Genomic DNA, 25,923 nt, shown 5'->3' with positions numbered 1-25,923 from the left:
CTAGTAGTGTCCCACTTTGTATTGCCTCCCTCACCCCAGCCCTCTCCCTCCAGGGGAGAGGGAGGAGGACATTCCCTCCCCTCGGTGAGGGGGAGGGCCAGGGAGGGGGGAACTGTGCAGGCAGAGGTGAAGGGCGATGTGAAACTGAGACATGACCCGGTCGCTCACTTTGCGGTGTGTTCTCTCCACCAGTTGGGGCTGGAAATGCGTACCCCCTCCTGCGCGGCCAGCGCGTTGGCCAAGTTCAGGGACGGAAAGCCCGGCTCGGTCTCGACAAAGAAGCTGTTGGCGGCGATATCCAGGGCCGACACCCGGTTCAGCTTGATCCGGTTGCGGGCGAAAAAGGCATTCGTTTCTGCCTTGCTCCACTCCGCATCCAGCACCAGCAGCACGCCGCCGGGCAAGGTCATCAGGCTGCCCGACGACTCGGACCGGAACACTGGCTGCCCGGTGCTCCGCCTGGCGCTGTCTTTGGTAACGATGTGCTCCCCGCTGCTTCTGGCGACGCTGCCGTCCCCGCTCACCTCCAGGTCGGACTGGAGCCGTACCCGCACGGTGCGGTCGCCGTCTGCGTAGGTGTAGACCCGTCCCTGACCGCTTTGGCCGGCGTCGCCCCGTGCCTGGGGATCACGCTGTTTCGGGGCCGGAGAACGCTTTTTTTGTGAGGGCGGGTCTGTCGCTTCAAACTCAAGCGGCTGCGCCCACGCGCCCGGCCCGGCAACCACTGCCACGACAACCAGCACGCCGAAGCATGTTCTCATCTTGCCTCCCGTCGGGTCCGTGCAGAGTGTATTTTCGCCATGGTAATCGGTGGACATTCTTCGGGAAAGAGGGACGTGGTGCAGGGGAGAGAGGTGGCCTCGTAGGGGCGGGTTTCAAACCCGCCCCTACTGTCGCCTGTGGAGGATTGTCGAAGCGGTCAGGCGTGGCCGAGCTGGCGCAGAGCCTCATACAGGACGATGGCTGCGGCGTTGGACAGATTCAGGCTGCGGACGTGTTGGCCGGGCATGGGAATGGTGTACAGGGAGGCGGCCAACTCGGTCCGAATGGATGGCGGCAGGCCGCGTGTCTCACTGCCGAACACGAGCAGGTCGTCGGGCCGATAGCTGACCCGGGTGTAGGACTGGCTGGCCCGGGCCGAGAAGGCCAGCAGGCGTCCGGCGGGCCGCTGGAGGAGAAAATCGTGCCAGTCGGTGTACGTCCGCACCGTGACATACGGCCAGTAGTCGAGGCCAGCCCGCTTGAGATAGCGGTCTTCCAGCGAGAAGCCCAGGGGACCGACCAGATGGAAGCCGGTGTTTGTGGCCGCGCACAGCCGCGCGGTGGTGCCGCTGTTGGGAGGAATCTCGGGCTCGACAAAGACGATGTGCATAGGCGGGGGAGAGGTTAGGGACGGTCTTGGCCAAAGGGGATGGGGTAGGCGGCATCGTTGAGGCGCAGGACAAATTCGCCGGTCTCGGGTTCTTCCTGAATGTAGGCCGCCAGCTGGTAGTAAGCCGGCCGGGTGAAACGGGCCAGATGGGCGTGGTCTTTGACCCGGCAGTAGACCGCGTTGTCCGGCCCGATGTATAGCGTGTCCGGGCTGAGCGTCTCTTCGCTGGTGTCGTTCAGCCGGACTCTGAGACCCTGATCGAGATCGCCGTCGAGCGCGGTCACCACATACGGCGCATCGTCGATCTCGACGATGGCCGTATCCCGGCCCAGCACGATCTGATACCGGCCGTCTTCGGTCCGGCGCAGATGCTGGCTGAATAAGCGGTTGATGCGGCGGTTTTCGATCCGCTCGTCATTGGCGTACCACCAGCCGTCTTTTCCAAAGCTGATCTTGCGGACGGAGTCGATTGCCCAGAATCCAGCTTTTGGCATACGCCCTCACCACTCGCACGTCAGCCGTCGGCCCTGGCCCGGCGCTCGTCCGAGGTATCAAGGATGATTGTGACCGGACCGTCATTGACCAGTTCGACCGCCATGTTGGCCTGAAAACGGCCGGTGGCAACCCGGATGTTTCGACTCCGGGCGCGCTCGACAAAATACTCATACAGCGGCAGCGCGGTCTCGACGCCGGCGGCGGCAATAAACGACGGCCGCCGACCCTTGCGACAGTCGCCGTACAGGGTGAACTGCGATACGACCAGCAACTCGCCATCCACATCCCGCAGGGAATGGTTGAATTTGCCGTCCTGGTCCGAGAAAATCCGCAGCCCGATGATTTTCTCGCTGAGATAGTCGGCCTCGGCCCGGGTGTCGTTGGTGCGGACGCCCAGCAGGACGGCCAAGCCGTGACCAATCCGGCCGATGCACTCCCCGTCTACCGAAACCTGGGCGTGGCTCACCCGTTGAATGACCGCTCGCATTGGTCCCAGTGTTAGCCGACTCCCGGCCAGGTGACAAGCGCACCCGCCTGGCGTCGGCCTGGGCTGTCGGCTATGATTCCGGCATGCATCCGGTTCTCCTCAGTCTCGGCCCGGTGACTATCTACAGCTACGGGGTGATGATGGCGCTCAGCTTTGTGGCGGCCGGCTGGGTCATCAGGAAAGAGCTGCAAAGCCAGGGCGACAACCCCGAGCTGGCCTCGAGCCTGGTGCTGTGGGCGGCCGTGGGCGGCCTGATCGGCGCGCGCCTGCTGTTCATTGTCGCTGCCTGGTCGGCATTTGTGGCCGATCCGTGGGCGCTGCTGCTGACCGGCGCCGGGTTCATCTGGTACGGCGGTCTGCTGGGCGGGATCGCCGGGGTGAGCCTGTGCATCCGGCGCTATCGGCTGCCCTGGCTGCGGACGATGGACATGGTTGCGCCGGCCATTGCGCTGGGCCACGGGATTGGCCGGATCGGCTGCCATCTGGCCGGCGATGGCGACTGGGGACCGCCGACCGGTTTGCCCTGGGGCGTGGTGTACAGCGAGGCGGTTGTCGGCTGGCCCCATCCGCCGGGTGTGGCCGTTCACCCGACTCCACTGTACGAGTGCGCCGCGTATGTCCTCATCTTTGTTTTTTTGCGCCAGCGCCGTACCGCGCCGCATCGGCCCGGCGCCCTGTTCTGGGGCTATCTGGTCCTGGCCGGGCTGGCGCGTTTCGGGCTGGAGTTTGTCCGCGTCAATCCCGAACTCGCGTTCGGGCTGTCCATGGCCCAGGTGCTGAGCATTCCCCTGGTTGGCCTGGGTGCCGCGCTGCTGCTCAGGCCGGCTGGGCTGCAACAGGAGAGCGCCGGATGAGAAAGTGGCCGGCCCTCGGTCTGGTCGTGCTGGGGTGTGGGTTCGTGTTGCTCAGCCTGACTCCCTCCGGGCCGAGCCTGCCCAGAGCGGCTGCGGATTTCGTGCTGCCCGACATTCACGGCCAGGTCGTGCGTTTGTCGCAGCTCAAGGGCAAGGTCGTATTTCTCAACGTGTGGACGACCTGGTGTCCGCCGTGCCGCAAAGAAATGCCGACCATGCAGGCGCTGTACCGTCAGCTCCAGGACCAGGATTTCGTGCTGCTGGCCGTCAGCCAGGACGTGGATGGTCGGAAGACCGTGCTGTCGTATCTGGAGGAGGGCGGCTATACCTTTCCGGTCTTGCTGGACGTGCGGGGAGAAGTCGGCAAGAAGTATGGGGTGACCGGCTACCCGGAGACCTTTGTGATTGATCGTCAGGGCATGATCGTGCATCACCATATCGGCTATAACAACTGGGCCAGTCCCGAGTCGCTGGCCGCCGTACGGGGGCTGATCGAGCGTGGGGTATGGACCCCGCCGGCGGGCGGTGACGTGCCTGGCGAACAGATGCCGCTGCGGCCCTAGGAGAGTCAGGTTTCAAACCGGCCCCTGCCCACGCCTGGGAAATCCCCCTCACCCCAACCCTCTCCCTCTGGGGGCGAGGGAGCCGGAAATTCCCTCCCCCCGATGAGGGGGAGGGCCAGAGCGGGGGCGCTGCAAACCGAGATACTCCCCGAACCCTATACCGGCCTCCCGGCGAGTATGCTATAGTCCCGGGTCTCAGTCTGTGACAGGCCAGGGAGTGGGAGGGCTGGACTGAGGAAGGGGCAATCATGATGCATGATCGGATGCATGATCGGCGCAAAAGAATCGCTATCAGCCTGTTCGTCTCACTGCTCGGTGTAGGGGCGGTGCTGCTCGGCAGCCACGGGCTTGACCGGGTCGCTGCGGTCGGGCGCGAGGACTACGAGGGCCTGGAGTCGTTCTCCAATGTGCTGGCCATCGTGCAGAGAAATTATGTCCAAGAGGTGAAAACCAACCAGCTGGTTGAGGGGGCGATCAACGGCATGCTGAGCGCCCTCGATCCCCACAGCGCCTATCTGACCCCGGACTCGTACCGCGAGCTGCAAGTTGATACCGGCGGCAGTTTTGGTGGACTGGGCATCGAGATTACGCTGCGCGACGGGGTGCTGACCGTGGTCTCCCCGATTGAGGATACGCCGGCCTACCGGGCCGGGGTCAAGGCCGGCGACCAGATCATCAAGATCGACGGAGAACTGACTAAGGACATGACTCTGCTTGAGGCGGTCAAGCGGATGCGCGGCCCCCAGGGCAGTCAGGTGACGATTTCCGTGCGGCGTGAAGGGCTGGCCCAGTTCATTGATATTGCGCTGACCCGCGAGGTGATCAAGATCAAGAGCGTCAAGTCAAAACTCCTGGAGCCGGGCTATGGCTATATCCGTCTGGTCCAGTTTCAGGACCGCACCACGGACGATCTTGAAAACGCCCTGGAGCGTTTCAGCCAGGACCAGCAGGAACTCGAGGGAGTGGTGCTCGACCTGCGCAGCAATCCCGGGGGGCTGCTGAGTCAGGCGGTCAAGGTGGCCGATGTGTTTCTCGACAGCGGGATGATCGTGTATACCAAAGGCCGGCTCGACAACCAGCAGCAGGAGTACTTCGCCCATCCCGGCGGCTATACCGACCTGCCCCTGATCGTGCTGGTCAATCAGGGCAGCGCGAGTGCGTCCGAGATTGTGGCCGGTGCGGTCCAGGACCACGGGCGGGCGGCGGTCCTGGGCACCAAGACTTTTGGCAAGGGCTCGGTCCAGACCATCCTGCCCCTGGAAGACGGCGCCGCCCTGCGCCTCACCACGGCCATGTACTACACGCCCAACGGTCGTTCGATCCAGGTCACCGGCGTCGAGCCTGACCACATCGTTGAGAATGTGCTGCCCGATCAGCTCGCCGCCACCCGCCAGAGCGGTATCCGAGAGGAAAATCTGCGCGGCCATTTTGACAATGCGGCGGACCAGGAAGCGGCGCCTGTCCAGATTCGGGAAGGAGCGCCGGATACGGACGCCCCTCCGCCCTCGACGACCGACGCTTCGGCGGCTCAGGAGGCGGCCGAGGACGCGATCCAGGAGGGCGAGCTGGGCAAAGACCCGCAGCTCGACATCGACCGGACGTGTACTAGAAACGGAGGATGAGGCAAGACGGGGGGGGGGGGGGGAAATACCGCGACCCACCCCCACGCCCCCCCCCCCCCGGGCGTGGGGGCCGGTAAATACCCCCCCCCCCCCGGTCTTGCCTCATCCTCCGTTTCTGGTACAAGTCCGGTCGATGGCAGCACCCGCAAGGTCTCGCGCTGTGGCCGACTGGCAGTCTCAGCCGCCCGTCCTGTCTGTCTCCGAACTGACCGCCCAGATCCGGGGCGTGTTGGAGGCCGGCTTCGCTGAGGTGTGGGTAACCGGGGAAATCTCGGGGCTGCACAGCCCACCCTCGGGCCACAAGTATTTTACCCTCAAGGATAAGACCAGCCAGCTGCGCTGCGTCATGTTCCGAGGCCAGGCCGGCCAGCTGCGTTTTCGACCCGAAGACGGCCTGGAGGTCATCATTCGGGGACGCATCGGGCTGTATCCGGCGCGCGGCGACATGCAGCTGTACGCCACGACTATGGAGCCGCGTGGAGTCGGAACGCAACAGCTGGCGCTTGAACAGCTGAAGGCCGCCCTGGCGGCCGAAGGGCTGTTTGCCGCCGAGCGCAAAAAACCCCTGCCATTTTTTCCCCGTCGGGTAGGGGTGGTCACCGCCCAGACCGGGGCGGCCATTCACGATATTCTGACCATCCTGTACCAGCGTTGTCCCCACACCCACGTCCTGCTGCGGCCGACCAAGGTCCAGGGAGCCGGAGCCGGGGCTGAGATCGCGGCCGGCATCCAAGACCTGAACGAGCACGCCCAGGCCGAGGTCATCATTGTCGGGCGGGGTGGGGGCTCACGGGAGGATCTGAGCGCCTTCAACGAAGAAGTGGTGGCCCGGGCCATTGCCGCCTCCGAGGTATCGGTGGTGGCGGCGGTGGGACACGAGATTGACCTCAGTATTGCCGACCTGGTGGCCGACCGCCGCGCCCCGACCCCGACAGCGGCGGCCGAAATGGTGATGCCGCGCTGGGACGATTTGCAGGCCCACATCGCCACCCAGGCGCGGAGCCTGGCCCTGGCCATGCAGCGCCAGGTGACCCGACGACGTCAGGCGGTGCTGAGTCTGCGCCAGCGTATCCGTGACCCGCACCACGACCTCGGTGTCAGACAGCGTCAGCTCCAGGCTCTGACCGCCCGCCTGCGGGGTGGGTTTCAACGCCGGACCGAGCGCGCCCAAGCCCGGCTCCAGGAGCTGAGCACCGCGCTCGGCAGTCTCAGCCCCTTGGCCGTCCTGGGCCGGGGCTATAGTCTGACGCGGACGATTCCGGCCGGCACGGTAGTCGTTGACGCCGGGCAACTCAGGCCGGGCGATCAGGTCCGTCTGATGTTTGCCGCCGGCGAGGCGATTGCCCGCATAGAGCAGACCCAGGAGGGAGACGAATAAGGTGAAAGAGCCGCCAAAAACGTTTGAGGCCGGACTGCACGATCTGGAAGGGATTGTAGAGCGGATGGAAACCGGGGAGTTATCGCTTGAGGACGCCCTGGGCGCTTTTGAGGACGGGGTGGGGCTGGTCCGCCACCTGGGCGAGCAGCTGGCCGAGGTCGAGAAGCGTCTTGAGGTGCTCAGCCGCGATCAGGACGGCGTGTTCCAGCTCCACAGCCTGCCGACCGAAGACCAGGCAGAGAACCAGGCAGAGAACGAGGACGCGTGAATCTGACCCGTTATATGAAGGAACGCCAGCGTCTGGTTGACCGGACGCTCAGAGCGCTGCTGGCGCCGTCCAGCGGCAAGCCGCCCCGGACGCTGGACCGAGCCATGCGCTACAGTCTGTTTTCCGGCGGCAAGCGCATCCGTCCCATTCTGGCCCTGGCCAGCGCTGAGGCGCTCGGCGCCCGGCTCGAACCGGTCTTGCCGTTTGCCTGCGGCCTGGAAATGATCCACGCCTATTCCCTGGTCCACGACGATCTGCCGGCCATGGATGACGACGACCTGCGGCGCGGCAAACCGACCAATCACATGGTGTTTGGTGAGGGCATGGCCGTCCTGGCCGGCGACGGACTGCTGACCGAGGCGTTTCGGGTCATGGCCGAGGGCGCGTTGGCCGCCCCGCGCCGGGGACAGGCGGCGCTGCGGGCGCTGCACGAGGTGGCCCTTGCGGCCGGCGCCGGCGGTATGGTGGGCGGGCAGGTGTTGGACCTTGAGGCCGAAAAGAAGAAACCGACCCGCACCGTGGTTGAGGCGATTCATACCCGCAAGACCGGGGCGATGATTCGGGCTGCGGTCCGGGTCGGCGGGCTGCTGGGCGGCGCCACCCCGCGCCAGTACGAGTGCCTGGACCAGTATGGAACGGCGATCGGTCTGGCCTTTCAGGTGACCGACGATATTCTGGATATCGAGGGCGGCACGGGAAAAACCGGCAAACGCGAGGGCCGCGACGCCGAGCTGAACAAAGCCACCTATCCGGCCGCCATCGGTCTCGACCGGTCCAAGCGTCTGGCGCGCCAGCTGCGCGAGGCCGCGCTCTCGGCGCTCCAGCCCTTTGGACCTGCGGCCGAGCCGCTGCGGCAGATCTGTCACCTGATCGTTGATCGCGCCGCGCCTCCCCAAACCTGATGTGGGATACCCATTGCGTCATCTAGGGAAGCGGCATCACACGTAATCTGACCGGCATAGCGTTTCTGCCCCGTGCCTGTTGTGGCTGATCGCAAACACCCCGCCCGACGCAAACGCCTCGACGTGCTCACCGTTCAGCGCGGTCTGACCGCCAGCCGCGAGCAGGCCCGGCGGCTCATCATGGCCGGCGCTGTTGTCGTCAACGATCAGCGGGTTGACAAGCCGGCTACTCTGGTCGATAGCGCGGCTCAGGTCCGCATTAAAGACCACGCCCGCCCGCGCTACGTCAGCCGTGGCGGTCTCAAGCTGGAAGCCGCGCTACGGGCCTTTGGTGTCGATGTTACGGGCCGGCTCGCGCTCGATGTCGGCGCCTCGACCGGCGGGTTCACCGACTGCCTGCTGCAACACGGCGCGGCCCGGGTCTTTGCCGTTGATGTCGGCTATGGACAGCTGGCCTGGTCGCTGCGCCAGGACCCCCGGGTGGTGAATATCGAGCGTCAGAATATCCGCACGCTCGCTGGACTGAGCGCCCAGCCCAGCCTGAGCGTGATTGATGTGTCGTTCATCTCGCTCACGACCGTTGTCCCGACGGTTCTCAAGCTGCTCGCTCCGGGCGGACACGGCATCGCGCTGATCAAGCCCCAGTTCGAGGTCGGCAAAGGCAGGGTGGGGAAGGGCGGCATCGTTCGAGACCCGACGCTGCACCACGAGGTCGTCAGCCGTTTGCAGGCTCAGGCTGCGGACTGGGGCTTGATTCCCAAGGGTCTGATCGAATCGCCGCTGCGCGGGGCTAAGGGCAATACGGAATTTTTGTGGTACTGGCAGAAAAGGTGATCGTGATGTCCTTTCGATATATTTTGGGATCACGATCACCTTTTGACGTAGCGCGGGCGACGGGGCGAAAAAAAGCCCACCTCAATCGGGTGGGCTGACAGGTCAATCAGACGTGCCCGGCGGCCCGGCATGGTCAGCACTATTTGGGCACGGCGCGCACGACCCTTTTGTCGGTGTCGCGGTCTATGTTAAACGCCTTGTGGGTGCTGACGCTGTGCATGATGACCTTGGCCTCTTCTTCTTTGTACTCCTGACCGGCATCGGCGCAGTCGCCGCAGCTCCACTTATCGGCATCAATATTGCCGATTTCTCCTCCGATCACTTGTGGCATACGCTCCTCCTCTATGGACATAGTTTGCCCTGTATATAGCCTACATTGGCCGGTGTTATCCAGAGGCGTGTGATTCAGCTGCAACGCCCCTGAGCCGTTCCTGCTTGCCGCTCTCAGGCGCCTCTGGTATAGGGGGCGCCGTACCCCGTGCCGAATCCTCCCTGGCTGGATTCGGCATTGCTTCCTGAGGCGGCATGACACTGACACACCAATTGTACGAGGCTGCGGCTCCGGTCTGGCGCCAATCGCTGGCCCATCCTTTTGTGCGGTCGCTCGGCGATGGCTCGCTGCCCCTGGAAAATTTCCGCTTCTATATGCGCCAGGATTACGTCTTTCTGATTGGGTACAGCCGTCTGGTGGCTCTGGCCGCAGCCAAGGCGCCGAGCCTTGAAACCATGGCCCGCTTTGCCACGCTCTTGGACGCCACGCTCAACCAGGAGATGGCTCTGCACCGCGAATTTGCGGCCGAGTGCGGCATCACGGCCGAGGAGCTGGCCGCGACCGAGGCCGCGCCCACGACCCAGGCGTATACCAGTCATCTGTTGCGGGTGGCTTCGCTCGGCGATCTGGCCGAGACGGTGACGGCCCTGCTGCCGTGTCAGTGGGGCTATGCCGAGATCGGCCAGACCCTGGCTAAGCGCGGCAAACCAACTGACGCGCCGTTCTACGCCAGGTGGATCGAGATGTACGCGTCCGAGGAGTTCGCGTCCCTGGCCGCCTGGCTGCGCGCCCTGCTCGACAGCTATGCCGGGAAAACCGACCCCGAGCGGTTGGTCGAGATCTTCTGTCGCAGCGCGCGTTACGAGTACCTGTTCTGGGACATGGCCTACCGCATGGAGGAGTGGCCGGTCTGAGGCGGCGGGTCGTGCGACCGCGACCGGAAAATCCGCCTCGCCCCAGCCCTCTCCCTCCAGGGGAGAGGGAGCAGGAAATCCCCTCCCCCCGGTGAGGGGGAGGGCCAGGGAGGGGGGGCGCTGTGCCGGCAGAGATGAAGGGCGATGTAAAATGGAGGCACGACCGAGGCGGCGGGTCGCTTGACACGTTGGGTGGAGCCGGTTAAGACAGGGTGACCTCTCGAGCCAGCCCATGAGGTGAGGACGGGTGAGCACACTTGTTGGACTGTGACATTCACAAAAGGGCCTCCTTGCACTGCCAAGGGGGCCTTTTTTTTACCGTCGTGTCCGTGTCTTGGCCGCAGAACCACAGCGGAGCGCATCGTGTAGCAGGATAGCAGCCCGATGAGAGTCGTCATTCGCAACGGCACCGTAGTCGATCCGGCCAATACTCTCGATGGGCCGGCCGACCTGGTGATTGAGGACGGGCGTATCCGCAGCGTGGAACCGCCGCAGCGCCTGGCCCAGCTGTCAGACCCGGACACGCTGGAGGTGGACGCCCGGGGCTGGATTGTTGCGCCCGGTTTTGTTGACCTGCACGTGCATTTTCGTGAGCCGGGCTATGAGTACAAAGAGACCGTGCGGACCGGAGCCCAGTCCGCAGTGGCGGGCGGGTTTACCACAGTCGCCTGCATGGCCAATACCAATCCGGTCAACGATAGCGGCGAGGTCACGCGCTATATTCTTGACAAAGCCCGCAGCGCAAACCTGGCCCGAGTGCTGCCCATCGGCGCCCTGTCGGTCGGGCTCAAGGGCGAGCGTCTGGCTCCGCTCGACGAGATGCGCGAGGCCGGGATTGTGGCCGTCTCCGACGACGGCCGGCCGGTGATGGACGCCGGGCTGATGCGCCGCGCCCTGGAGTGGTGTGCGGACCTGGGGCTGCCTATCAGCGTCCACGAGGAAGACCTCAACTTGGCTGCCGGGGGCAGCATGAACGAGGGGCCGACCGCCGCCCGGCTGGGACGCAAAGGCGTGCCCAACGCGGCCGAAGAGGTGATGATTGCCCGAGACTTGGCCCTGGCCCGTCTGACCGGCGGACACGTCCATGTCGCCCACGTCAGCGCCCGTGGATCGATTGACCTTATTCGTCAGGCCAAAAAAGACGGCCTGCCGGTCACCGCTGAGGTGGCGCCCCACCATTTCAGCCTGACCGAAGAGGCGGTTGTGGACTATCAGGCCGACGCCAAGATGGCGCCGCCGCTACGCCAGGCGGCCGATGTCGAGGCCATGCGGCAGGGACTGCGGGACGGCACGCTTGACGCGATTGCCACCGATCATGCACCCCATCACCGTGACGATAAAGCCGGCGCATTCGAGGCCGCAGCCCACGGCGTGGTCGGCCTGGAGACGGCCCTGCCGCTGACCCTGGGGCTGGTCGAAGCCGGCGTCCTGTCCCTGTCCGAGGCGGTGCAGAAGCTGAGCTGGAATCCGGCTCGGATCTTTCACCTGCCCTACGGCAGCCTGTCGGTCGGCGCGCCGGCCGATGTGGTGGTGTTCGATCCCCATCAGGTCTGGATCGTTGCCGCCCAAGGGCTGCACTCGAAAAGTAGCAATACGCCCTTTGTGGGCCAGCGCATGAAGGGCCGGGCGGTGCTGACCCTGGTCGGTGGACAGGTGGTGTATGATGCAAGGCAAGGCAACAGTCAAAAATAAACTCGTAGGGGCAGGCCCCTGTGCCTGCCCGGCCGGGTGGGATGGGTTCTGCCCGGCGGAGCGGGTCCCGTGCCTGCCCGGTGTATGACACTGATATGAAAGCCCTGCTCGCCCTTGCAGACGGAACGGTCTTCCACGGCAGCGCCTTTGGCGCCGAGGGAGAAGCGACCGGAGAGGTGGTGTTCAACACCGCGCTGAGCGGCTACCAGGAGATTCTGACCGATCCGTCCTACACCGGACAGATTGTCATCATGACCTGTCCCGAGATCGGCAATGTGGGTGTCAATCCCGAAGACGTGGAATCCCGGCGGCCGTTTGTAGAGGGCTTTGTGGTCAAAGAATACTGGCCCCGCCCGAGCAACTGGCGGGCCGAGCAGAGCCTGGCCGCGTATATGGCCGAGCACGCTATCGTCGGTATTCAGGGCATCGACACCCGCGCCCTGGTTCGCCACATCCGTGACCACGGCGCTCAGCAGGCCGTTATTTCGACCGTCGAGGCTGAGCCCCGGCGGCTGGTGGCCCGAGCCCGGGCTGCACCCGGCCTGGAGGGTAGGGATCTGGTCAAACAGGTCACCTGCGGCCAGCCCTATGACTGGTGGCAGGCCGGCTGGGAGCTGGGCTCGGGTTATCGCGACACCCAAGGGACTGAGCAGTCCTTTTTTGTCGTGGCCTACGATTACGGCATGAAGTTCAATATCCTGCGCCAGCTCGTGGCGTCCGGCTGCCGGGTGCGGGTCGTCCCGGCCCAGACCCCGGCCGACGAGGTCCTGGCTCTCAAACCCGACGGCGTCTTCCTGTCAAACGGTCCGGGCGATCCCGACGCGGTGCCGTACGCCAAACGCAGTGTGGCGGCCCTGATCGGTCGGGTGCCGATATTCGGCATCTGTCTGGGCCACCAGATCCTGGGCTTGGCGCTGGGCGGTACGACCTTCAAGCTCAAGTTCGGCCACCACGGCGGCAACCACCCGGTCATGGACCTGGCCACCCGCAAGGTTGAAATCACCTCCCAGAACCACGGCTTTTGTGTTGATATGGACTCGCTGAAGGGGCGGGCCGAGATCACCCATATCAACCTCAACGATCAGACCGCAGAGGGCTTGAGCCATCTCCAGCATCCGCTCTTTTCCGTCCAGTACCATCCTGAAGCTTCCCCGGGGCCGCACGACGCCAGCTATCTGTTCGCTCGTTTCACCGCCCTGATGGACCGCTACACAAGAGGATAGACGCGGTAGTCATGCCCAAACGAACCGACCTCGACGCTATTCTCCTGATTGGCTCCGGGCCGATTATTATCGGTCAGGCGTGTGAGTTCGATTACTCCGGCACCCAGGCCTGCAAGGCGCTCAAGTCCGAGGGCTATCGGGTCATTCTGGTCAACTCGAACCCGGCCACCATCATGACCGACCCCGAGTTTGCCGACCGGACCTATATCGAGCCGCTGCGGCCCGAAGTCGTGGAGAAAATCATCGCCGACGAGCGTCCCGACGCGCTGTTGCCGACCATTGGCGGCCAAACCGGCCTCAACCTGGCCATCGACCTGGCCGAGGCCGGGGTGCTCGATCGCTATGGGGTGGAGCTGATCGGCGCCAAGCTGCCGGCGATCAAAAAGGCCGAAGACCGGGATTTGTTCAAGGCCGCCATGCAGCGCATCGGGCTCGACCTGCCGCGTAGCGGCTATGCCCACTCCTACCGGGAGGCCGAGCAGGTCTTGGCGCAGCTCGGCCTGCCGCTGATCGTCCGCCCGTCCCGGACTCTGGGCGGGGCCGGCGGCGGGATTGTCGAGTCCATGGACGACTTCCGACGCCTGGTCGAGTGGGGGCTGGACAGCTCGCCGAGCACCGAGGTGCTGATCGAAGAGTCGATCGCGGGCTGGAAAGAGTTTGAGCTTGAGGTCATGCGCGACACCAAGGACAATGTCGTCATTATCTGCTCAATCGAAAACCTCGACCCCATGGGCGTCCACACCGGCGACTCGATAACGGTTGCGCCGGCCCAGACCCTGACCGACAAGGAGTATCAGCTGATGCGGGACGCGGCCCTGCGGATTATCCGCGAGGTCGGGGTGGATACCGGCGGCTCAAACATCCAGTTTGCGGTCGATCCCGGCAGCGGCCGGATGGTGGTCATTGAGATGAACCCGCGCGTCTCGCGCTCGTCGGCCCTGGCCAGCAAGGCGACCGGCTTTCCGATTGCCAAGATTGCGGCCAAGCTGGCGGTCGGCTACACGCTCGACGAGATTCCGAACGACATCACGCGCGAAACGCCGGCCAGTTTTGAACCCACGCTCGACTATGTGGTGGTCAAGATGCCGCGCTTTACCTTTGACAAATTTCCCCAGGCCGATAGCGCGCTGGGCCCCCAGATGAAGTCGGTCGGCGAGGCCATGGCGATCGGTCGGACGTTCAAGGAGGCCTTGCAGAAGGCGCTGCGGTCCCTGGAGATCGGCAGCTACGGGCTTGATGAGCGGATTGAAAAGTCAAAAGTCAAAAGTCAAAAGTCAAAGGGCAAAGACCAGGAGTCTGAGGGCCGACCGGAGCTTCTTCAGCACGTCCGCGACTATCTGCGTACCCCCCGGGCCGACCGCCTGTGGTATGTGGCCGAGGCGCTGCGCCTGGGCATGTCGGTCGAGGAGTTGTACCGGATCACCGGGATTGATCCGTGGTTCCTGGATAACCTTGTGCAGATCCTCGACTTTGAGGCCGGGCTCAAGGCCGACGGCCTCGGCCTTGAGCGGCCGGACGTGCTGCGGAAAGCCAAGGAGATGGGCTTTTCGGACTGTCGTCTGGCCGAGCTGGTCGGCCGCAGCGAGGCCGAGGTGCGCGGTCTGCGCGAACAGCACGCCGTCACCCCGGTGTATAAAACGGTCGATACCTGTGCGGCCGAATTTGTGGCCCACACGCCGTATCTGTACTCCAGCTATGAGGGTGAGGACGAGGCCGGACCGACGACGCGTCGTAAGGTGATGATTCTGGGCGGCGGTCCCAACCGGATCGGTCAGGGCATTGAGTTTGACTACTGCTGCGTTCACGCCGCCTTTGCCCTCAAGGACGACGGCTTTGAGACCATCATGGTCAACTGTAACCCGGAGACGGTCAGCACGGATTACGACACCTCGGACAAACTCTATTTTGAGCCGCTCACGCTTGAGGACGTGCTGAGCATCGTGCGGACCGAGCGCCCGTTCGGGGTGATTGTCCAGTTCGGCGGACAGACACCGCTCAAGCTGGCCGTGCCGCTCGAACGGGCCGGGGTGCCTATCCTGGGCACCAGCCCTGACTCCATCGACCGGGCCGAAGATCGGGAACGTTTCAGAGCCGTGCTCGACAAGCTCGGCCTGCGCCAGCCGCCCAACGGCATCGCCCGTTCGGCTGTGGAAGCGCTGCGGATTGCCGAGCACATCAGCTATCCCACCTTGGTCCGGCCGTCCTACGTGTTGGGTGGGCGGGCCATGCAGATTGTGTACGACCAGGCCAGCCTGAAGCGCTATATGCGTGAGGCGGTCTCGGTCTCGCCCGAACATCCGGTCTTGATCGACAAGTTTCTGGACGACGCCACCGAGGTCGATGTGGACGCGGTCAGCGACGGTCGCAGCGTGGTCATCGGCGGCATTATGGAGCATATCGAGCTGGCCGGGGTCCACTCCGGCGACAGCGCCTGCTCGCTGCCGCCCCGCAATCTGTCGCCTGCGGTCCAGGACGAGATCCGGCGCCAGACCGTACTGCTGGCCACCGAGCTGGGCGTGGTGGGCCTGATCAATATCCAGTTTGCCGTCCAGGACCACACCGTCTACGTGCTGGAGGTCAACCCGCGCGCCTCGCGCACGGTGCCGTTTGTGAGCAAGGCCATCGGCCAGCCGCTGGCCAAGATCGCCGCCCGCGTCATGGCCGGTAAGACCCTGGCCGAACTCGGCTATACCCACGAGATTGTGCCCGACCACGTCAGCGTCAAAGAGGCGGTTTTTCCCTTTATCAAATTCCCTGGAGTGGATACCGTGCTGGGCCCGGAGATGAAATCGACCGGCGAGGTGATGGGCATTGACGCCGCGTTTGGCGTGGCCTTTGCCAAAGCCCAGACTGCGGCCGGCACGGTGTTGCCGATGCACGGCCAAGCCCTGCTCAGCGTCAGGGATCAGGATAAGGCTGCCAGCCTGAGGGTCGCTCGGCGCCTGGCCGAAAACGGTTTCCAGCTGATGGCGACCCGGGGCACCGCCGCCTACCTGCGCCGGGCCGGCCTTAGCGTTGAGAGCGTCAATAAGGTCAAGGAAGGCTCGCCCCACATCGTTGACGCCATACAGGCCGGGCAGATCGCCCTGGTCATCAATACCACCGACGGGATGCAGTCGCTGGCCGACTCCTTTTCCATCCGCCGCAGCGCCCTGGAGTGTCGCGTGCCGTATTTTACCACCGTTGCCGGTGCCGACGCGGCGGCCGAGGGCATCAGCCGCCTGCGCCACGGTTTGCTGGCCGTCAAGCCGGTGCAGGAGTATCACGCGCAGGGCAACGAGGGGTGACGCCGAGGGGTGGGGAGCGTGAAGCAAGTCAAAGGGCAAAGGGCAAAAGTCAAAGGGCAAAACTGGGACCGAGGGCACGACTGAGGACGTTCTCATGGCTGAGCGTTCCACCTCGTCGGCTGGCCGGTCGTCTTCCTTCCGGTCCACGCCGCCTCTGAAAAAACCCGTCCAGTATGTGAAGGGCGTCGGCCCCAAGCGCGCCCAGCAGCTGGCCCGGCTGGGCATCCATACGGTTGAGGATTTGCTCTACCACCTGCCGTTTCGCTACCAGGACCGGCGTGAGCTGAGAACGATTCGTGATCTGGCGACCGGCGAAGAGGGGGCGACGGTGGGTCAGCTGGTCCGCATGGAGCGCCGCTTCATGGGCCGCCGTCGCCGCTGGGTGCTCGAAGGCGTGGTCCGCGACGAGACCGGCTTTCTGTTTCTGATGTGGTACCACCAGCACCGCTATTTCCAGCAGAAATACCGCGTCGGTCAGCGGGTGCTGCTGTTCGGCAAGGTCGCCCTGGGCCTCAAGGGCGGCAAGTGGATGATCCATCCGGAGATGGAGCTGGTCGACGAAGAAGACCAGACGGCGCGTATCCTGCCCATCTATAACAAAACCACCGAGATGACGGTCGCGGCCATGCGTCGCCTGGTCCACGGCGCGGTCGAGATGTATGCCGATCTGGTGCCTACCAGCATCCCGCCCGAGTGCAGCGCGCGTTTGGACCTAATGGATCTGAGTGCGGCCCTGCGCTACCTGCACCTGCCGCCGGCCGATGCCGACCTCAAGCCGCTCAACGAGGTGACGTCTGAGGCGCACCGAGCGGTGGTCTTTGACGAGCTCTTCTATCTCCAGCTGGGCATGGCCCTGCGGCGGCGGAGTCTGGTCAAAGAGGACGGTCTGTCCATCGTGCCGGGTATGCTCTCGACCCGTCTGCGCGAGGTCTTGCCCTTTCGCCTGACAGGCGCCCAGGAGCGGGTGCTGGAAGCCATCCAGCGTGATCTGGCCGCCCCCCATCCGATGAACCGTCTGGTCCAGGGCGATGTCGGCTCGGGCAAGACTATGGTCGCCCTGAGTGCCGCCATGGCGGCGCTTGACAGCGGCTTCCAGGTGGCCTTCATGGCGCCGACCGAACTCTTGGCCGAACAGCATTTCCGTACTCTCCGCCCCTTGGCCGATGCGCTCCAGGTCTCAATCGCGCTGCTGACCGGCGAGACCAAACGCAAAACCGAGCTGTACGAGTCGCTGGAGCGGGGCGAGATCGAGATCGTCGTCGGCACCCACGCCCTGATTCAAGACGGGGTGCGCTTTCGCCAGCTGGGTCTGGCCATTGTGGACGAGCAGCACCGCTTCGGGGTGATGCAACGCGCCGCCCTGCGACGCCACGGCGCCAACCCGGACATGCTGCTGATGACCGCCACCCCGATTCCCCGCACCCTGGCCCTGACCCTGTACGGCGACCTCGAGGTGTCGGTGATTGACGAGCTGCCGCCCGGCCGCAAACCGGTCGCCACCCGGGTGTTTCACGAGGGCGAACGCCAGCAGGCGTATGGGCTGGTCAAGGACCACCTCGACCGCGGCCAGCAGGCCTATGTGGTCTATCCGCTGGTCGAAGAATCCGAGAAGTTGGACCTGAAGGCCGCGACCAGCATGGCTGAGGAACTCGCCGGCGGCGCCTTTCGGGACTATCGCGTGGCCCTGCTCCACGGCCGCATGAAGAGTGAGGACAAGGACGAGGTGATGCGCCGTTTCCAGAACGGTGAGGCGCAGCTGCTGGTGTCAACGACCGTCATTGAGGTCGGCATTGACGTGCCCAACGCGACGGTCATGCTGATTGAGCACGCCGAGCGCTTCGGCCTGTCGCAGCTCCACCAGCTGCGCGGCCGGGTCGGCCGTGGGCAGGCCGAGTCGGTGTGTCTGCTGTTGGCCCAGTACACCCCGGCCGACGAAGCCCTGCGGCGTCTCCAGGTCATGGCTGACTCCAACGACGGCTTTCGGATCGCCGAGGCCGATTTGGCCCTGCGGGGCCCCGGCGAATTTCTCGGCACCCGCCAGTCCGGCCTGCCCGATTTCCGGGTGGCCAACATCGTCCGGGACAGCCGTATTCTGGAAGCCGCCCGCCAGGAAGCCCAGGCCTGGCTGGCCAAAGACCCCGAGTTGCGCTCGCCGGCCTCGCGTCGGATGCGGGCGATCCTGGAGGATCGCTGGGCCGGACGCCTGGAGCTGGCCCGGGTGGGCTGAGGAATGAGGCTCTTTATTTTGCTGGCTCTCTCGTGTATGTCTAGCGGCTGAAAGGCGGGCCACAACATGACGCACAAGACCTCCCTGGTATGCCTGCTGGTGTGGACCAGTCTTGTGGGCTGGACCGGGCGAGTCACCGCCCAGGCGCTGGAGTCGTCCCTGACTGCCCAGACCCAGGCCAACCAAGCCGCTATAGACTCGCAAAACGCCATTGACCGCCTGGACGACGAAACCCAGCGGCTGCTCGCCACCTATCGAGAGATTGTCCAGCAGACGGACAGCCTGCGGGTGTATGCCGAGCAACTCGACCGCATGCTCGACGCCCAAGGCCAAGAGGTCACCTCGCTCGAACAGCAGCTGCAAGAGATCGAGGTCACCCAGCGTGAGATCTTGCCCCTGCTGGTCCGCATGCTCGAACGCCTGGAGCAGTTTGTGACCCTGGATATTCCGTTTCTGCCCGAAGAACGCCAGGCGCGTCTGACGAGTCTGCGGACCTGGCTCGACCAGTCCGACCTGACGATTGCCGAGAAGTATCGACGCATCATGGAAGCCTATCAGGTCGAGATGGAATACGGTCGGACGATTGAGGCCTACCGTGGCGGGCTGACGCTGGACGACCAGGAACGCACGGTCGATTTCTTACGGGTTGGCCGGCTGGCGCTGCTGTATCAGACGCTGGACGGCCAGGAGGTCGGCCAGTGGAATCATGCCGCCCGCCAGTGGGAGCCCCTGCCGCAGAGCTACCGGAGCGCGGTCACACGGGGTTTGCTGGTCGCCCAGCAACAGGCCACGCCACAGCTGCTCAGTCTGCCCGTCCCGGCTCCACAGCCAGATAAGGTGATACCGTGAACAGCATATACTGGGGGGTGATCTGGTTCGTCCTGCTGAGCGTGTCGGCCTGGTCGGGGCCGGCCGCCCAGGAAGCGCCCGGCTCGCTCGAGGAATTGCTGGAGCGCGTGCGGTCTGCACGGCAGACCGATACCCGGCTGCACGGTGAGCGCGAAGCCCGTTTTGTGGCCGAGCGTGACCAGCAGCAGGAGCGCATCCAGCAGGCCAGAGCAGACCTCAACGAGGTCAGGCGCGAGGGCGAACAGAGGCGGGTGGTTTTTGAGCAGAACGAAGACCGTCTGGGGGAGCTGCGCGACCAGCTTGATGAGCGGGCGGCCTCGCTGGGCGAGCTGTTCGGTGTGGTGCGCCAGGTGGCGCGCGATACCGCAGGCCTGCTTGAGAACTCGCTCGTGTCCGCCCAACTCGGGGAGCGGGCGGCTTTTCTGTACGCCGTGGGCGAGAGCCGGGAACTGCCCTCGCTGGACGAACTCGAACGCCTGTGGGTTGGGCTGCTGGAAGAGATGACCCAGTCCGGGCGGGTGGTCCAATTTCCGACGACGGTGGTGGACGCGAATGGCACCCAGGCGGAGCGAACAGTCGTCCGGGTCGGGGTGTTTAACAGCGTCTCTCAGGGCAACTATCTCCGCTATGTGCCGGAAACGCGCCAGCTGGTGGAGCTGACGCGCCAGCCGGAGCCGCGCTACCGCAGCGCCGCCCAGGAACTGGAGCAGACCAGCGATGGCTATGGCGCGTTCGGCATAGACCCGTCTCGGGGCGCGATTCTGGCCGCGCTGGTCCAGACCCCAGACGTGTGGGAACGCCTGCAGCAGGGCGGCTTCATCGGCTATATCATCATCGCCATCGGTTTCGTGGGCCTGGGCCTGGTCGTAGAGCGGGCGGTCTACCTGTGGCGAGAGGGGCGGCGCATCAACGCTCAACGCCAGACCGACACACCACAGGCCGACAACGCGCTGGGTCGGGTGATGCTGGTGTATCATAACGACGAAGAGCAGGATGCCGAGACCCTGGAAGCCCGCCTGGATGAGGCCATCCTGAACCAGGTTCCCCGCCTGGAACGTGGCCTGTCGACAATCAGTATCCTGGCCGCAGTCGCCCCGCTGCTGGGCTTGCTGGGCACGGTCGTCGGCATGATCGACACCTTCCAGGCCATTACCCTGTTTGGGACGGGCGATCCCCGCACGATGTCGAGCGGGATTTCGCAGGCGCTGGTGACGACCCAACTGGGGCTGACCGTAGCGATTCCGATTGTCCTTCTTCACACCCTGGTCTCGGGCAAGAGCACCCGACTGATTCAGATCCTGGACGAGCAGAGTGCCGGGATGATCGCCAGACTCGTGGAGCGGCGCAGTGAGCTTCCTGATCCAGAATCCGCTTGATCCCTTGCAACGATTCATGGCGGTCGGCGGGCCCGCCCTGTGGGGCATCCTGCTGGTCACGGTCGTTCTGAGCACGCTCATCATTGAACGCTACGTCTTCTTGCGCACGAGCTATCCGGCCCTGGTGAGCGGGGTCATTGCCCGCTGGCAGGCGCGCAGCGAGCGCTACTCCTGGCACGCCCGTCAACTGCGCCGGATGGAGATCGCCGAGTTGGACTATCAGCTGTGTCGCTCTCTGCCGCTGATTCGATCCCTGACCGTCGTATTGCCCATTCTGGGACTGTTGGGAACCGTGAACGGCATGATCGCCACCTTTACCGTGATGCAGCTGTTCGGGACGGGCAACGTCAACGGGGTGGCCAACGGCATTTCCGAAGCCCTGGTGACGACCATGGCCGGGCTGGTGTGTGCTCTGCCCGGACTGTACTTTGGCGCCAGCCTGACCCAGCGATCCCAGGTCGAAATGCAGAAACTGACCAGCCTGCTCCAGCTGGACGACAAATTCGGCAACCCAGGCCTGTTGTGGATACGGGCTCAGGTCGAACTTGAGAAACGCTCCGGCCGCTAAACGCCGGGCCACGATGTTGAGGGTACTGCCATGAGACGCCGCCGAGCCAGCCTCCAGGGCGACAACCAGCCCAATCTGACCCCGCTGATTGATATGGTCTTTATTCTGCTCATCTTTTTCCTGGTGACGGCGTCGTTCGTCAAAGAAGCCGGGATTGATGTCAACCGGCCTTTCGCCCAGACCACCCAGACCAAGGAACGCGGTACGATCCATATCGCCCTGTCGGCCAGGGGTGAGGTGTGGATGGAGCGCCGCCGGGTCGATATTCGAGCGGTCCGGGCCAATGTCGAGCGGATGCGGGCCGATAACCCGGAGGCCGATGTCATCGTGTTGGCGGACGAGTCGGCACAAACCGGACTGCTGGTCCAGGTCATGGATCAGGTCCGGCTGGCCGGCGTGAACAATATCGCCGTTGCCGCCCGGCAGGAGGGCTAGGCGATGTGGCGGCGGACGACAGCGTCGGGAGGTGGCGGGCTCGTCGTCGCCCTCCTGCTCTTTCTTGGCATGCAGGCCCTGATCTCACGGCCGCCGAGTGACAGTCTGCGTCGGGATGCCTACCCGATGATCGACTTCGTGCGCCTGGCCCGCGAAGAACCGCCCCCGCCAGACGCCCGGCGTGAACCTCCGCCGGAGCCCCCCCCGCCCGAAAATCCGCCGCCGACCCCGAGCTTGGCCCTGCCCTCGCCGCAGCCCAGGCTGGCAGCGCCGCAGCTCGAGATGACGACGGCGCCCGTCCGCGGGCCTTTGCTGGGCATGATCCCCTTGGGGGCGCCGTCCGCAGCCCAGCCGGCCGGACCGGGGCTGATGAACCAGGAACTGATCGCCCTGGTGCGAGTCCCCCCGCGCTATCCGTCGCGCGCCTCGCGCATGCAGATCGAGGGATTTGTGACGGTTGAGTTTACCATCACCAAAGATGGCAGCGTGAGCGACCCGGTGGTGATCGAATCCTCGCCGCCCAAAATTTTTGACCGAGCTGCGCTGCGGGCCATTGTCCAATGGAAATTCAAGCCCCGGACCCAAGACGGGCAGGCGGTTGACTCACGCGCCTCGCAGCGGATCAACTTCGCCCTGCAGGAGGGCTGAGATGGACAGCAGAAGAAGACGCGATACCAGATGGCTTGGCCTGCTGGGCGGCTGGGCAGTCATGTGCCTGCTCGTCGTCGAGGTGCTCGCCAGCGAGCCCCCGCTGTCAAAAGAAGTCTATGATCAGCTGGTCCAGGCTCAGGAGCTGAGCCAGCAGGAGCAGCATCAGCAGGCCCTGAGCCAGTTGCAGACCCTGGCCAGGAACCCCGAGCTCAGTCCCTACGAGGCGGCGCTCGCCCACCAGACCCTGGGCCATGTCTACGCCGGGTTGAACCGCTTTGATCAGGCCATTGAGGCGTTTCAGACAAGTCTGGCCGGCCAGGCCCTGCCGCCCGAACGCGCCCAGAACCTGCGCTATAATCTGGGCCAGATCATGATTGCCGCCGAGCGGTATGAGGAAGGGGCGCAGGTGCTCGAAACCTGGCTGGCTGACGAAGCCGAGCCCACGCCGCGCTCTCGGGCCGTGCTGGCCCAGGTGTACAGCCAGCTCAAGCGCCACGCCGAGGCCGAGCGGCATATCCGACAGGCCATCGACCAGGACGTGAGCTTCCATGAGGAGTGGTACCAGCTGCTGCTGTTTGCGTCGCTCGAACAGCAAAAACTGTCCCAGGCCGTAGATGTGCTGCACCAGCTGCTGAATCGCCTGCCCCGCAAAAAGAACTACTGGTTGCAGCTCTCGCAGGTGTATCTGCAGACCGAGCAGCAGGAGCGGGCCGCCTCAGCGCTGGCCCTGGCCCATGCGCTGGGACTGCTCGAAGAACAGGAAGTGTTATACGTGGTGCAGTCCTATCTGCAACTCGGTCTGCCGTACAAAGCCGCCGAACTCCTGAACGAGGGACTGGCCAGCCAGACGGTGGCCAACACCGAGACACACCGGGAACTCCTGGTGACCTGCTGGCTGCACGCCAAAGAGTATCAGCGGGCGCTGGACGTTCTTGAGCAGGAGGCGCAGACCGCGTCGAGCGGCAAGGCCCATATCCGCCGCGCCGAGCTGCTGGCCGAGATGGAACGCTGGCCAGAAGCTGCGGCGGCCATCGCCGCCGGCGTGGCCAGAGGCGAACTCGCCGATGCCGGAAAAGCCTATATGTTGCTCGGGATTGCCGAGTACCGCTCCGACAAACTGGACGAGAGCCAGGAGGCGTTTACCAAGGCCGCAGGCTATCAGCCGGTGGCCAGACAGGCCCGCCAGTGGCTCACGTTTATTGCCCAGGAGAAGAGCAAACAGTCGTAGGGCTCGGGGCGGCCCCTATCCCGCCTCCGCGTCGCACTGACAGATGACAAAGCAGCACTTCTCGCACTTCTGCATCGGTGTCAGACCCGGGTGAGAGATGCTCTGTCGGCGGTCGATGAAATCGCTGGCCGCATCCAGGTCGATGTCCATCAGCGGTCGCTGGGCGCACAGCACACAGCCCTCGGTCCGGGTGTTGTTCTGGATGCAGCCGCGCAGCAGGATGGGCGAGCCGCAGCCAATTGTGCGTTCCACGTCGAGCCCGAAAAAATGGAAGCCGGTCCCGTGCCGGTTGGTCACGTAATCCAGCCGGGTGCCCCTCAGGTGGCGGGCGCTGGTCGGATCGAGATAGGTGGTGATACCGTCCTGGACGACGACGTAATCGTCGTCACGAGCCGCACGTTCGAGGTTGAGGCTGTACTGGAAGCCTTTGCAACCTCCGCCGGACACGGTCATGCGCAGGCCCCAGTTGTCAACGCCCTTGATTGCCAGGGTCCGCTTGACCATCTTGACCGCTTCGGCCGTCAACGAGAGCCAGGGTTCGTGTGTCTCAGCTTGTCGCTCCTGATCCATTGTCCCTCCTCTGAGCGCCTCGCCAGCGTGGCTTCGAATCCCTGCCATTATCTTGCCCCGGCCCGCGATGTCAAGCGAACGGGGACCGGGTCACGCATAATCATCGGTCCGGCTCCGGTTTTGGGGACAGCTCTCACAGCCGGCCTGAGCCTGACGGCGCGGCCACAGCCGCCGTCCGATATACGCGGCAGCCACGGCGACAATGGGCAGGACAAGCAAGGTCTGGACATCCATACGGCTGCTCTTTCCGCTCAGCCGGTCAGACGACTGCCGAGCTGATACACCCCCAGGGCGCCAAGGTAGGCCAGACTCGTCATATACACAAAAGTGAAGACCGGATAGCCCCAGGAATTGGTCTCGCGTTTAATCGTCGCCAGGGTGGCCCCACACTGGCAGCACAGGGCAAAAAAGACCATGATCGACAGCGCGACCAGCGGGGTATAGACCGGTCGGCCGTCCGGTCGGCGTTCGGCCCGCATGGCGTCACGCAGCTCAAGGCTGGACTCGTCCTGCTCGCTGCCCAGGTTATAAATTGTGCCCAGGGCGGCGATGATTACCTCGCGGGCCGGAAAGCTGGCCAGGGTCGCCATGCCGATCTTCCAGTCCCAGCCGAGCGGCTCGACGAGCGGCTCGATCGCCTGCCCGGCCCGGCCCAGATAACTCTGGCGCAGGCGCTGGCCGGCTTCCTCAACTGCCAGGCTGTTGTGTTCGGCGGCCGGGGCTGTGGCCCGTCGGGCGGCAAACTCCTGGCTGATCTGATCGGAGTAGGGGTAGTAGGATAAGGCCCAGACCAGGATGGTAGTGGCCAGGATAATCGTGCCAGCCCGTTTCAGAAAGGCCAGGCTGCGGTCATACATGCGGAAGACCACCACCCGCCAGGCCGGGACCTTGAAGGCCGGCAGTTCGAGCAGAAAGGGCACAGGCTCGCCGGCCAGTATCGTTCGCTTGAGCACCAGGGCGATGGGTGGGGCGACGAGCAGCCCGATCAGGTACATGGCAAACAGGGTCAGCCCCTGCAGCCCGACCACGCCCCACACGGCCTGGGCCGGAATAAAGGCCGAGATCAACAACACATACACCGGCAGACGGGCGCTACAGCTCATCAGCGGGGCAATCAGAATGGTGGCGATCCGGTCGCGCTGGTTCTCGATCGTGCGGGCCGACATGATGCCCGGCACCGCGCACGCAAAAGACGACAGCAGCGGGATAAAACTCCGCCCCGACAGGCCGAAGCCGGCCAGCAGGCGGTCCATCAAGAACGCCGCCCGGGCCATATACCCGGAGTCTTCGAGCAGGCCGAGGAGGCCGAACAGGATGGCAATCTGGGGCACGAACACCACTACCGCTCCAACCCCGCCAATGATGCCATCGACGATCAGGCTGCGGAGCGGACCCTCGGCCAGGCTGCCCCCGACCCAGGCGCCGAGGGCTGAGAACAGGCCGTCAACCGCGTCGATGGCCGGGACGGCCCAGGAGAAGATCGACTGGAAAGTGACGGCCATGGTCAGCAGGAAGATCACCAGACCCCAGACTCTGTGCGTCACCAGCGCATCAAGGCGCTCGCTCCAGGACGGTGGTGTGTGGCCGTTCGTGTGAGCCACCTGCGGCTCAAGCCCGGCGGCAACGGTTTGGGCGATCCACGCATAGCGTTGCGTCACCTCAACCTGGGGAACCTCGACCCCGGCTGTGGCCAGGCGCTGGCGGGCGGCTTGAAGTTCGGTGCGGGCCGGGCTGCCACGCTCGCCGATGAGGTCGTGTTCCAGCAGGCCGTCTGTGTCGAGCAGCACCCGTTCGGCAAAGGCGGCCGACAGCCCGGCCGGTGCCAGACTGGCGCTAAGCGCCTCGGCCTCGTGTTCG

General features: G+C 64.7%; 26 protein-coding genes. 18 read left to right on the top strand and 8 right to left on the bottom strand.

Going from position 1 to position 25,923, the window contains the following annotated elements; translation table 11 throughout:
* Nucleotides 1-164 precede the first annotated feature (164 nt).
* The 4 genes from J4F42_13115 to dtd form a co-directional block, all read right to left on the bottom strand.
* Complete coding sequence (locus J4F42_13115) at nucleotides 165-761, bottom strand: hypothetical protein (protein ID MCE2486451.1); 597 nt, start codon at nucleotides 759-761, stop codon at nucleotides 165-167.
* 158 nt (nucleotides 762-919) lie between these two features.
* Nucleotides 920-1,372 carry a tRNA (cytidine(34)-2'-O)-methyltransferase gene (locus tag J4F42_13110; protein MCE2486450.1) on the bottom strand — a complete coding sequence of 151 codons (453 nt, stop codon included), beginning with the start codon at nucleotides 1,370-1,372 and terminating at the stop codon, nucleotides 920-922.
* A 14-nt stretch (nucleotides 1,373-1,386) separates the two neighbouring features.
* Entirely contained in the window at nucleotides 1,387-1,866 is a 480-nt protein-coding gene (locus J4F42_13105; GenBank protein ID MCE2486449.1) for a DUF1285 domain-containing protein, read from the bottom strand.
* 20 nt (nucleotides 1,867-1,886) lie between these two features.
* Nucleotides 1,887-2,354, bottom strand: a complete 468-nt coding sequence (gene dtd / locus J4F42_13100) for a D-tyrosyl-tRNA(Tyr) deacylase (GenBank protein MCE2486448.1) — start codon at nucleotides 2,352-2,354, stop codon at nucleotides 1,887-1,889.
* 83 nt (nucleotides 2,355-2,437) lie between these two features.
* Between dtd and J4F42_13095 the strand changes: the two genes are divergently transcribed.
* The 7 genes from J4F42_13095 (at nucleotide 2,438) to J4F42_13065 (ending at nucleotide 8,775) form a co-directional block, all read left to right on the top strand.
* Nucleotides 2,438-3,208, top strand: a complete 771-nt coding sequence (locus J4F42_13095) for a prolipoprotein diacylglyceryl transferase (GenBank protein ID MCE2486447.1) — start codon at nucleotides 2,438-2,440, stop codon at nucleotides 3,206-3,208.
* Nucleotides 3,205-3,771: a TlpA family protein disulfide reductase gene (locus J4F42_13090; protein MCE2486446.1), complete on the top strand. Its 567-nt coding sequence runs from the start codon at nucleotides 3,205-3,207 to the stop codon at nucleotides 3,769-3,771. Before J4F42_13095 ends, J4F42_13090 begins: the two co-directional genes overlap by 4 nt.
* A 248-nt stretch (nucleotides 3,772-4,019) precedes the next feature.
* Nucleotides 4,020-5,393 carry a S41 family peptidase gene (locus J4F42_13085; protein MCE2486445.1) on the top strand — a complete coding sequence of 458 codons (1,374 nt, stop codon included), beginning with the start codon at nucleotides 4,020-4,022 and terminating at the stop codon, nucleotides 5,391-5,393.
* Between the two features lie 133 nt (nucleotides 5,394-5,526).
* Nucleotides 5,527-6,771, top strand: a complete 1,245-nt coding sequence (gene xseA, locus J4F42_13080; GenBank protein ID MCE2486444.1) for an exodeoxyribonuclease VII large subunit — start codon at nucleotides 5,527-5,529, stop codon at nucleotides 6,769-6,771.
* Nucleotide 6,772: 1 nt separating this feature from the next.
* Nucleotides 6,773-7,039: an exodeoxyribonuclease VII small subunit gene (locus J4F42_13075; GenBank protein MCE2486443.1), complete on the top strand. Its 267-nt coding sequence runs from the start codon at nucleotides 6,773-6,775 to the stop codon at nucleotides 7,037-7,039.
* The gene (locus tag J4F42_13070) at nucleotides 7,036-7,941 is read left to right on the top strand and encodes a polyprenyl synthetase family protein (protein ID MCE2486442.1); all 906 of its coding nucleotides are present in this window, start codon (nucleotides 7,036-7,038) and stop codon (nucleotides 7,939-7,941) included. The genes J4F42_13075 and J4F42_13070 overlap by 4 nt, the downstream gene beginning before the upstream one ends.
* A gap of 81 nt (nucleotides 7,942-8,022) precedes the next feature.
* On the top strand, nucleotides 8,023-8,775 hold the full coding sequence (locus J4F42_13065) for a TlyA family RNA methyltransferase (GenBank protein MCE2486441.1): 753 nt from the start codon (nucleotides 8,023-8,025) through the stop codon (nucleotides 8,773-8,775).
* 139 nt (nucleotides 8,776-8,914) lie between these two features.
* Here J4F42_13065 and J4F42_13060 read toward each other — a convergent pair whose 3' ends face one another.
* Entirely contained in the window at nucleotides 8,915-9,106 is a 192-nt protein-coding gene (locus J4F42_13060) for a hypothetical protein (GenBank protein MCE2486440.1), read from the bottom strand.
* Nucleotides 9,107-9,300: 194 nt separating this feature from the next.
* On the opposite strand from J4F42_13060, the gene tenA reads away from it, so the two are divergent.
* The 11 genes from tenA (at nucleotide 9,301) to J4F42_13005 (ending at nucleotide 23,496) form a co-directional block, all read left to right on the top strand.
* Nucleotides 9,301-9,960, top strand: a complete 660-nt coding sequence (gene tenA, locus J4F42_13055; protein MCE2486439.1) for a thiaminase II — start codon at nucleotides 9,301-9,303, stop codon at nucleotides 9,958-9,960.
* A 384-nt stretch (nucleotides 9,961-10,344) separates the two neighbouring features.
* A complete protein-coding gene (locus J4F42_13050) occupies nucleotides 10,345-11,652 on the top strand; it encodes a dihydroorotase (protein ID MCE2486438.1) in 1,308 nt (435 codons plus the stop codon).
* Between the two features lie 95 nt (nucleotides 11,653-11,747).
* A complete protein-coding gene (gene carA, locus J4F42_13045) occupies nucleotides 11,748-12,875 on the top strand; it encodes a glutamine-hydrolyzing carbamoyl-phosphate synthase small subunit (GenBank protein MCE2486437.1) in 1,128 nt (375 codons plus the stop codon).
* A gap of 11 nt (nucleotides 12,876-12,886) precedes the next feature.
* Nucleotides 12,887-16,162 carry a carbamoyl-phosphate synthase large subunit gene (gene carB / locus J4F42_13040; GenBank protein ID MCE2486436.1) on the top strand — a complete coding sequence of 1,092 codons (3,276 nt, stop codon included), beginning with the start codon at nucleotides 12,887-12,889 and terminating at the stop codon, nucleotides 16,160-16,162.
* Between the two features lie 94 nt (nucleotides 16,163-16,256).
* A complete protein-coding gene (gene recG, locus J4F42_13035; GenBank protein MCE2486435.1) occupies nucleotides 16,257-18,389 on the top strand; it encodes an ATP-dependent DNA helicase RecG in 2,133 nt (710 codons plus the stop codon).
* Nucleotides 18,390-18,455: 66 nt separating this feature from the next.
* On the top strand, nucleotides 18,456-19,238 hold the full coding sequence (locus J4F42_13030; protein MCE2486434.1) for a DUF3450 domain-containing protein: 783 nt from the start codon (nucleotides 18,456-18,458) through the stop codon (nucleotides 19,236-19,238).
* Complete coding sequence (locus tag J4F42_13025) at nucleotides 19,235-20,614, top strand: MotA/TolQ/ExbB proton channel family protein (protein MCE2486433.1); 1,380 nt, start codon at nucleotides 19,235-19,237, stop codon at nucleotides 20,612-20,614. The genes J4F42_13030 and J4F42_13025 overlap by 4 nt, the downstream gene beginning before the upstream one ends.
* Nucleotides 20,586-21,182: a MotA/TolQ/ExbB proton channel family protein gene (locus J4F42_13020; protein MCE2486432.1), complete on the top strand. Its 597-nt coding sequence runs from the start codon at nucleotides 20,586-20,588 to the stop codon at nucleotides 21,180-21,182. The genes J4F42_13025 and J4F42_13020 overlap by 29 nt, the downstream gene beginning before the upstream one ends.
* Before the next feature lie 30 nt (nucleotides 21,183-21,212).
* Nucleotides 21,213-21,617 (top strand): biopolymer transporter ExbD, encoded by a 405-nt coding sequence (locus tag J4F42_13015; protein ID MCE2486431.1) that lies wholly within the window; start codon nucleotides 21,213-21,215, stop codon nucleotides 21,615-21,617.
* Nucleotides 21,618-21,620: 3 nt separating this feature from the next.
* A complete protein-coding gene (locus J4F42_13010; protein MCE2486430.1) occupies nucleotides 21,621-22,265 on the top strand; it encodes a TonB family protein in 645 nt (214 codons plus the stop codon).
* A gap of 1 nt (nucleotide 22,266) precedes the next feature.
* Complete coding sequence (locus J4F42_13005) at nucleotides 22,267-23,496, top strand: tetratricopeptide repeat protein (GenBank protein MCE2486429.1); 1,230 nt, start codon at nucleotides 22,267-22,269, stop codon at nucleotides 23,494-23,496.
* Nucleotides 23,497-23,511: 15 nt separating this feature from the next.
* Here J4F42_13005 and J4F42_13000 read toward each other — a convergent pair whose 3' ends face one another.
* From J4F42_13000 to feoB, 3 genes are all read right to left on the bottom strand, one after another.
* Entirely contained in the window at nucleotides 23,512-24,066 is a 555-nt protein-coding gene (locus J4F42_13000) for an iron-sulfur cluster assembly accessory protein (protein ID MCE2486428.1), read from the bottom strand.
* A 90-nt stretch (nucleotides 24,067-24,156) separates the two neighbouring features.
* Complete coding sequence (locus J4F42_12995; protein MCE2486427.1) at nucleotides 24,157-24,300, bottom strand: FeoB-associated Cys-rich membrane protein; 144 nt, start codon at nucleotides 24,298-24,300, stop codon at nucleotides 24,157-24,159.
* A gap of 17 nt (nucleotides 24,301-24,317) precedes the next feature.
* A partial coding sequence (gene feoB, locus J4F42_12990) for a ferrous iron transport protein B (protein ID MCE2486426.1) occupies nucleotides 24,318-25,923 on the bottom strand: 1,606 nt, incomplete at its 5' end.

The organism is Desulfurellaceae bacterium, assembly GCA_021296095.1.
GTDB lineage: Bacteria > Desulfobacterota > Binatia > Bin18 > Bin18 > JAAXHF01.
The sequence above is the reverse complement of the archived record's forward strand: the minus strand, read 5'-3'. Positions and strand labels throughout refer to the sequence as shown.

What these genes read in the sequence shown, in the direction of transcription:
- J4F42_13115 (MCE2486451.1), bottom strand. Translation starts at nt 761, where the DNA reads ATGAGAACATGCTTCGGCGTGCTGGTTGTCGTGGCAGTGGTTGCCGGG.
- J4F42_13110 (MCE2486450.1), bottom strand. Translation starts at nt 1,372, where the DNA reads ATGCACATCGTCTTTGTCGAGCCCGAGATTCCTCCCAACAGCGGCACC.
- J4F42_13105 (MCE2486449.1), bottom strand. Translation starts at nt 1,866, where the DNA reads ATGCCAAAAGCTGGATTCTGGGCAATCGACTCCGTCCGCAAGATCAGC.
- dtd (MCE2486448.1), bottom strand. Translation starts at nt 2,354, where the DNA reads ATGCGAGCGGTCATTCAACGGGTGAGCCACGCCCAGGTTTCGGTAGAC.
- J4F42_13095 (MCE2486447.1), top strand. Translation starts at nt 2,438, where the DNA reads ATGCATCCGGTTCTCCTCAGTCTCGGCCCGGTGACTATCTACAGCTAC.
- J4F42_13090 (MCE2486446.1), top strand. Translation starts at nt 3,205, where the DNA reads ATGAGAAAGTGGCCGGCCCTCGGTCTGGTCGTGCTGGGGTGTGGGTTC.
- J4F42_13085 (MCE2486445.1), top strand. Translation starts at nt 4,020, where the DNA reads ATGATGCATGATCGGATGCATGATCGGCGCAAAAGAATCGCTATCAGC.
- xseA (MCE2486444.1), top strand. Translation starts at nt 5,527, where the DNA reads ATGGCAGCACCCGCAAGGTCTCGCGCTGTGGCCGACTGGCAGTCTCAG.
- J4F42_13060 (MCE2486440.1), bottom strand. Translation starts at nt 9,106, where the DNA reads ATGCCACAAGTGATCGGAGGAGAAATCGGCAATATTGATGCCGATAAG.
- tenA (MCE2486439.1), top strand. Translation starts at nt 9,301, where the DNA reads ATGACACTGACACACCAATTGTACGAGGCTGCGGCTCCGGTCTGGCGC.
- J4F42_13050 (MCE2486438.1), top strand. Translation starts at nt 10,345, where the DNA reads ATGAGAGTCGTCATTCGCAACGGCACCGTAGTCGATCCGGCCAATACT.
- carA (MCE2486437.1), top strand. Translation starts at nt 11,748, where the DNA reads ATGAAAGCCCTGCTCGCCCTTGCAGACGGAACGGTCTTCCACGGCAGC.
- carB (MCE2486436.1), top strand. Translation starts at nt 12,887, where the DNA reads ATGCCCAAACGAACCGACCTCGACGCTATTCTCCTGATTGGCTCCGGG.
- recG (MCE2486435.1), top strand. Translation starts at nt 16,257, where the DNA reads ATGGCTGAGCGTTCCACCTCGTCGGCTGGCCGGTCGTCTTCCTTCCGG.
- J4F42_13030 (MCE2486434.1), top strand. Translation starts at nt 18,456, where the DNA reads ATGACGCACAAGACCTCCCTGGTATGCCTGCTGGTGTGGACCAGTCTT.
- J4F42_13015 (MCE2486431.1), top strand. Translation starts at nt 21,213, where the DNA reads ATGAGACGCCGCCGAGCCAGCCTCCAGGGCGACAACCAGCCCAATCTG.
- J4F42_13010 (MCE2486430.1), top strand. Translation starts at nt 21,621, where the DNA reads ATGTGGCGGCGGACGACAGCGTCGGGAGGTGGCGGGCTCGTCGTCGCC.
- J4F42_13005 (MCE2486429.1), top strand. Translation starts at nt 22,267, where the DNA reads ATGGACAGCAGAAGAAGACGCGATACCAGATGGCTTGGCCTGCTGGGC.
- J4F42_13000 (MCE2486428.1), bottom strand. Translation starts at nt 24,066, where the DNA reads ATGGATCAGGAGCGACAAGCTGAGACACACGAACCCTGGCTCTCGTTG.
- J4F42_12995 (MCE2486427.1), bottom strand. Translation starts at nt 24,300, where the DNA reads ATGGATGTCCAGACCTTGCTTGTCCTGCCCATTGTCGCCGTGGCTGCC.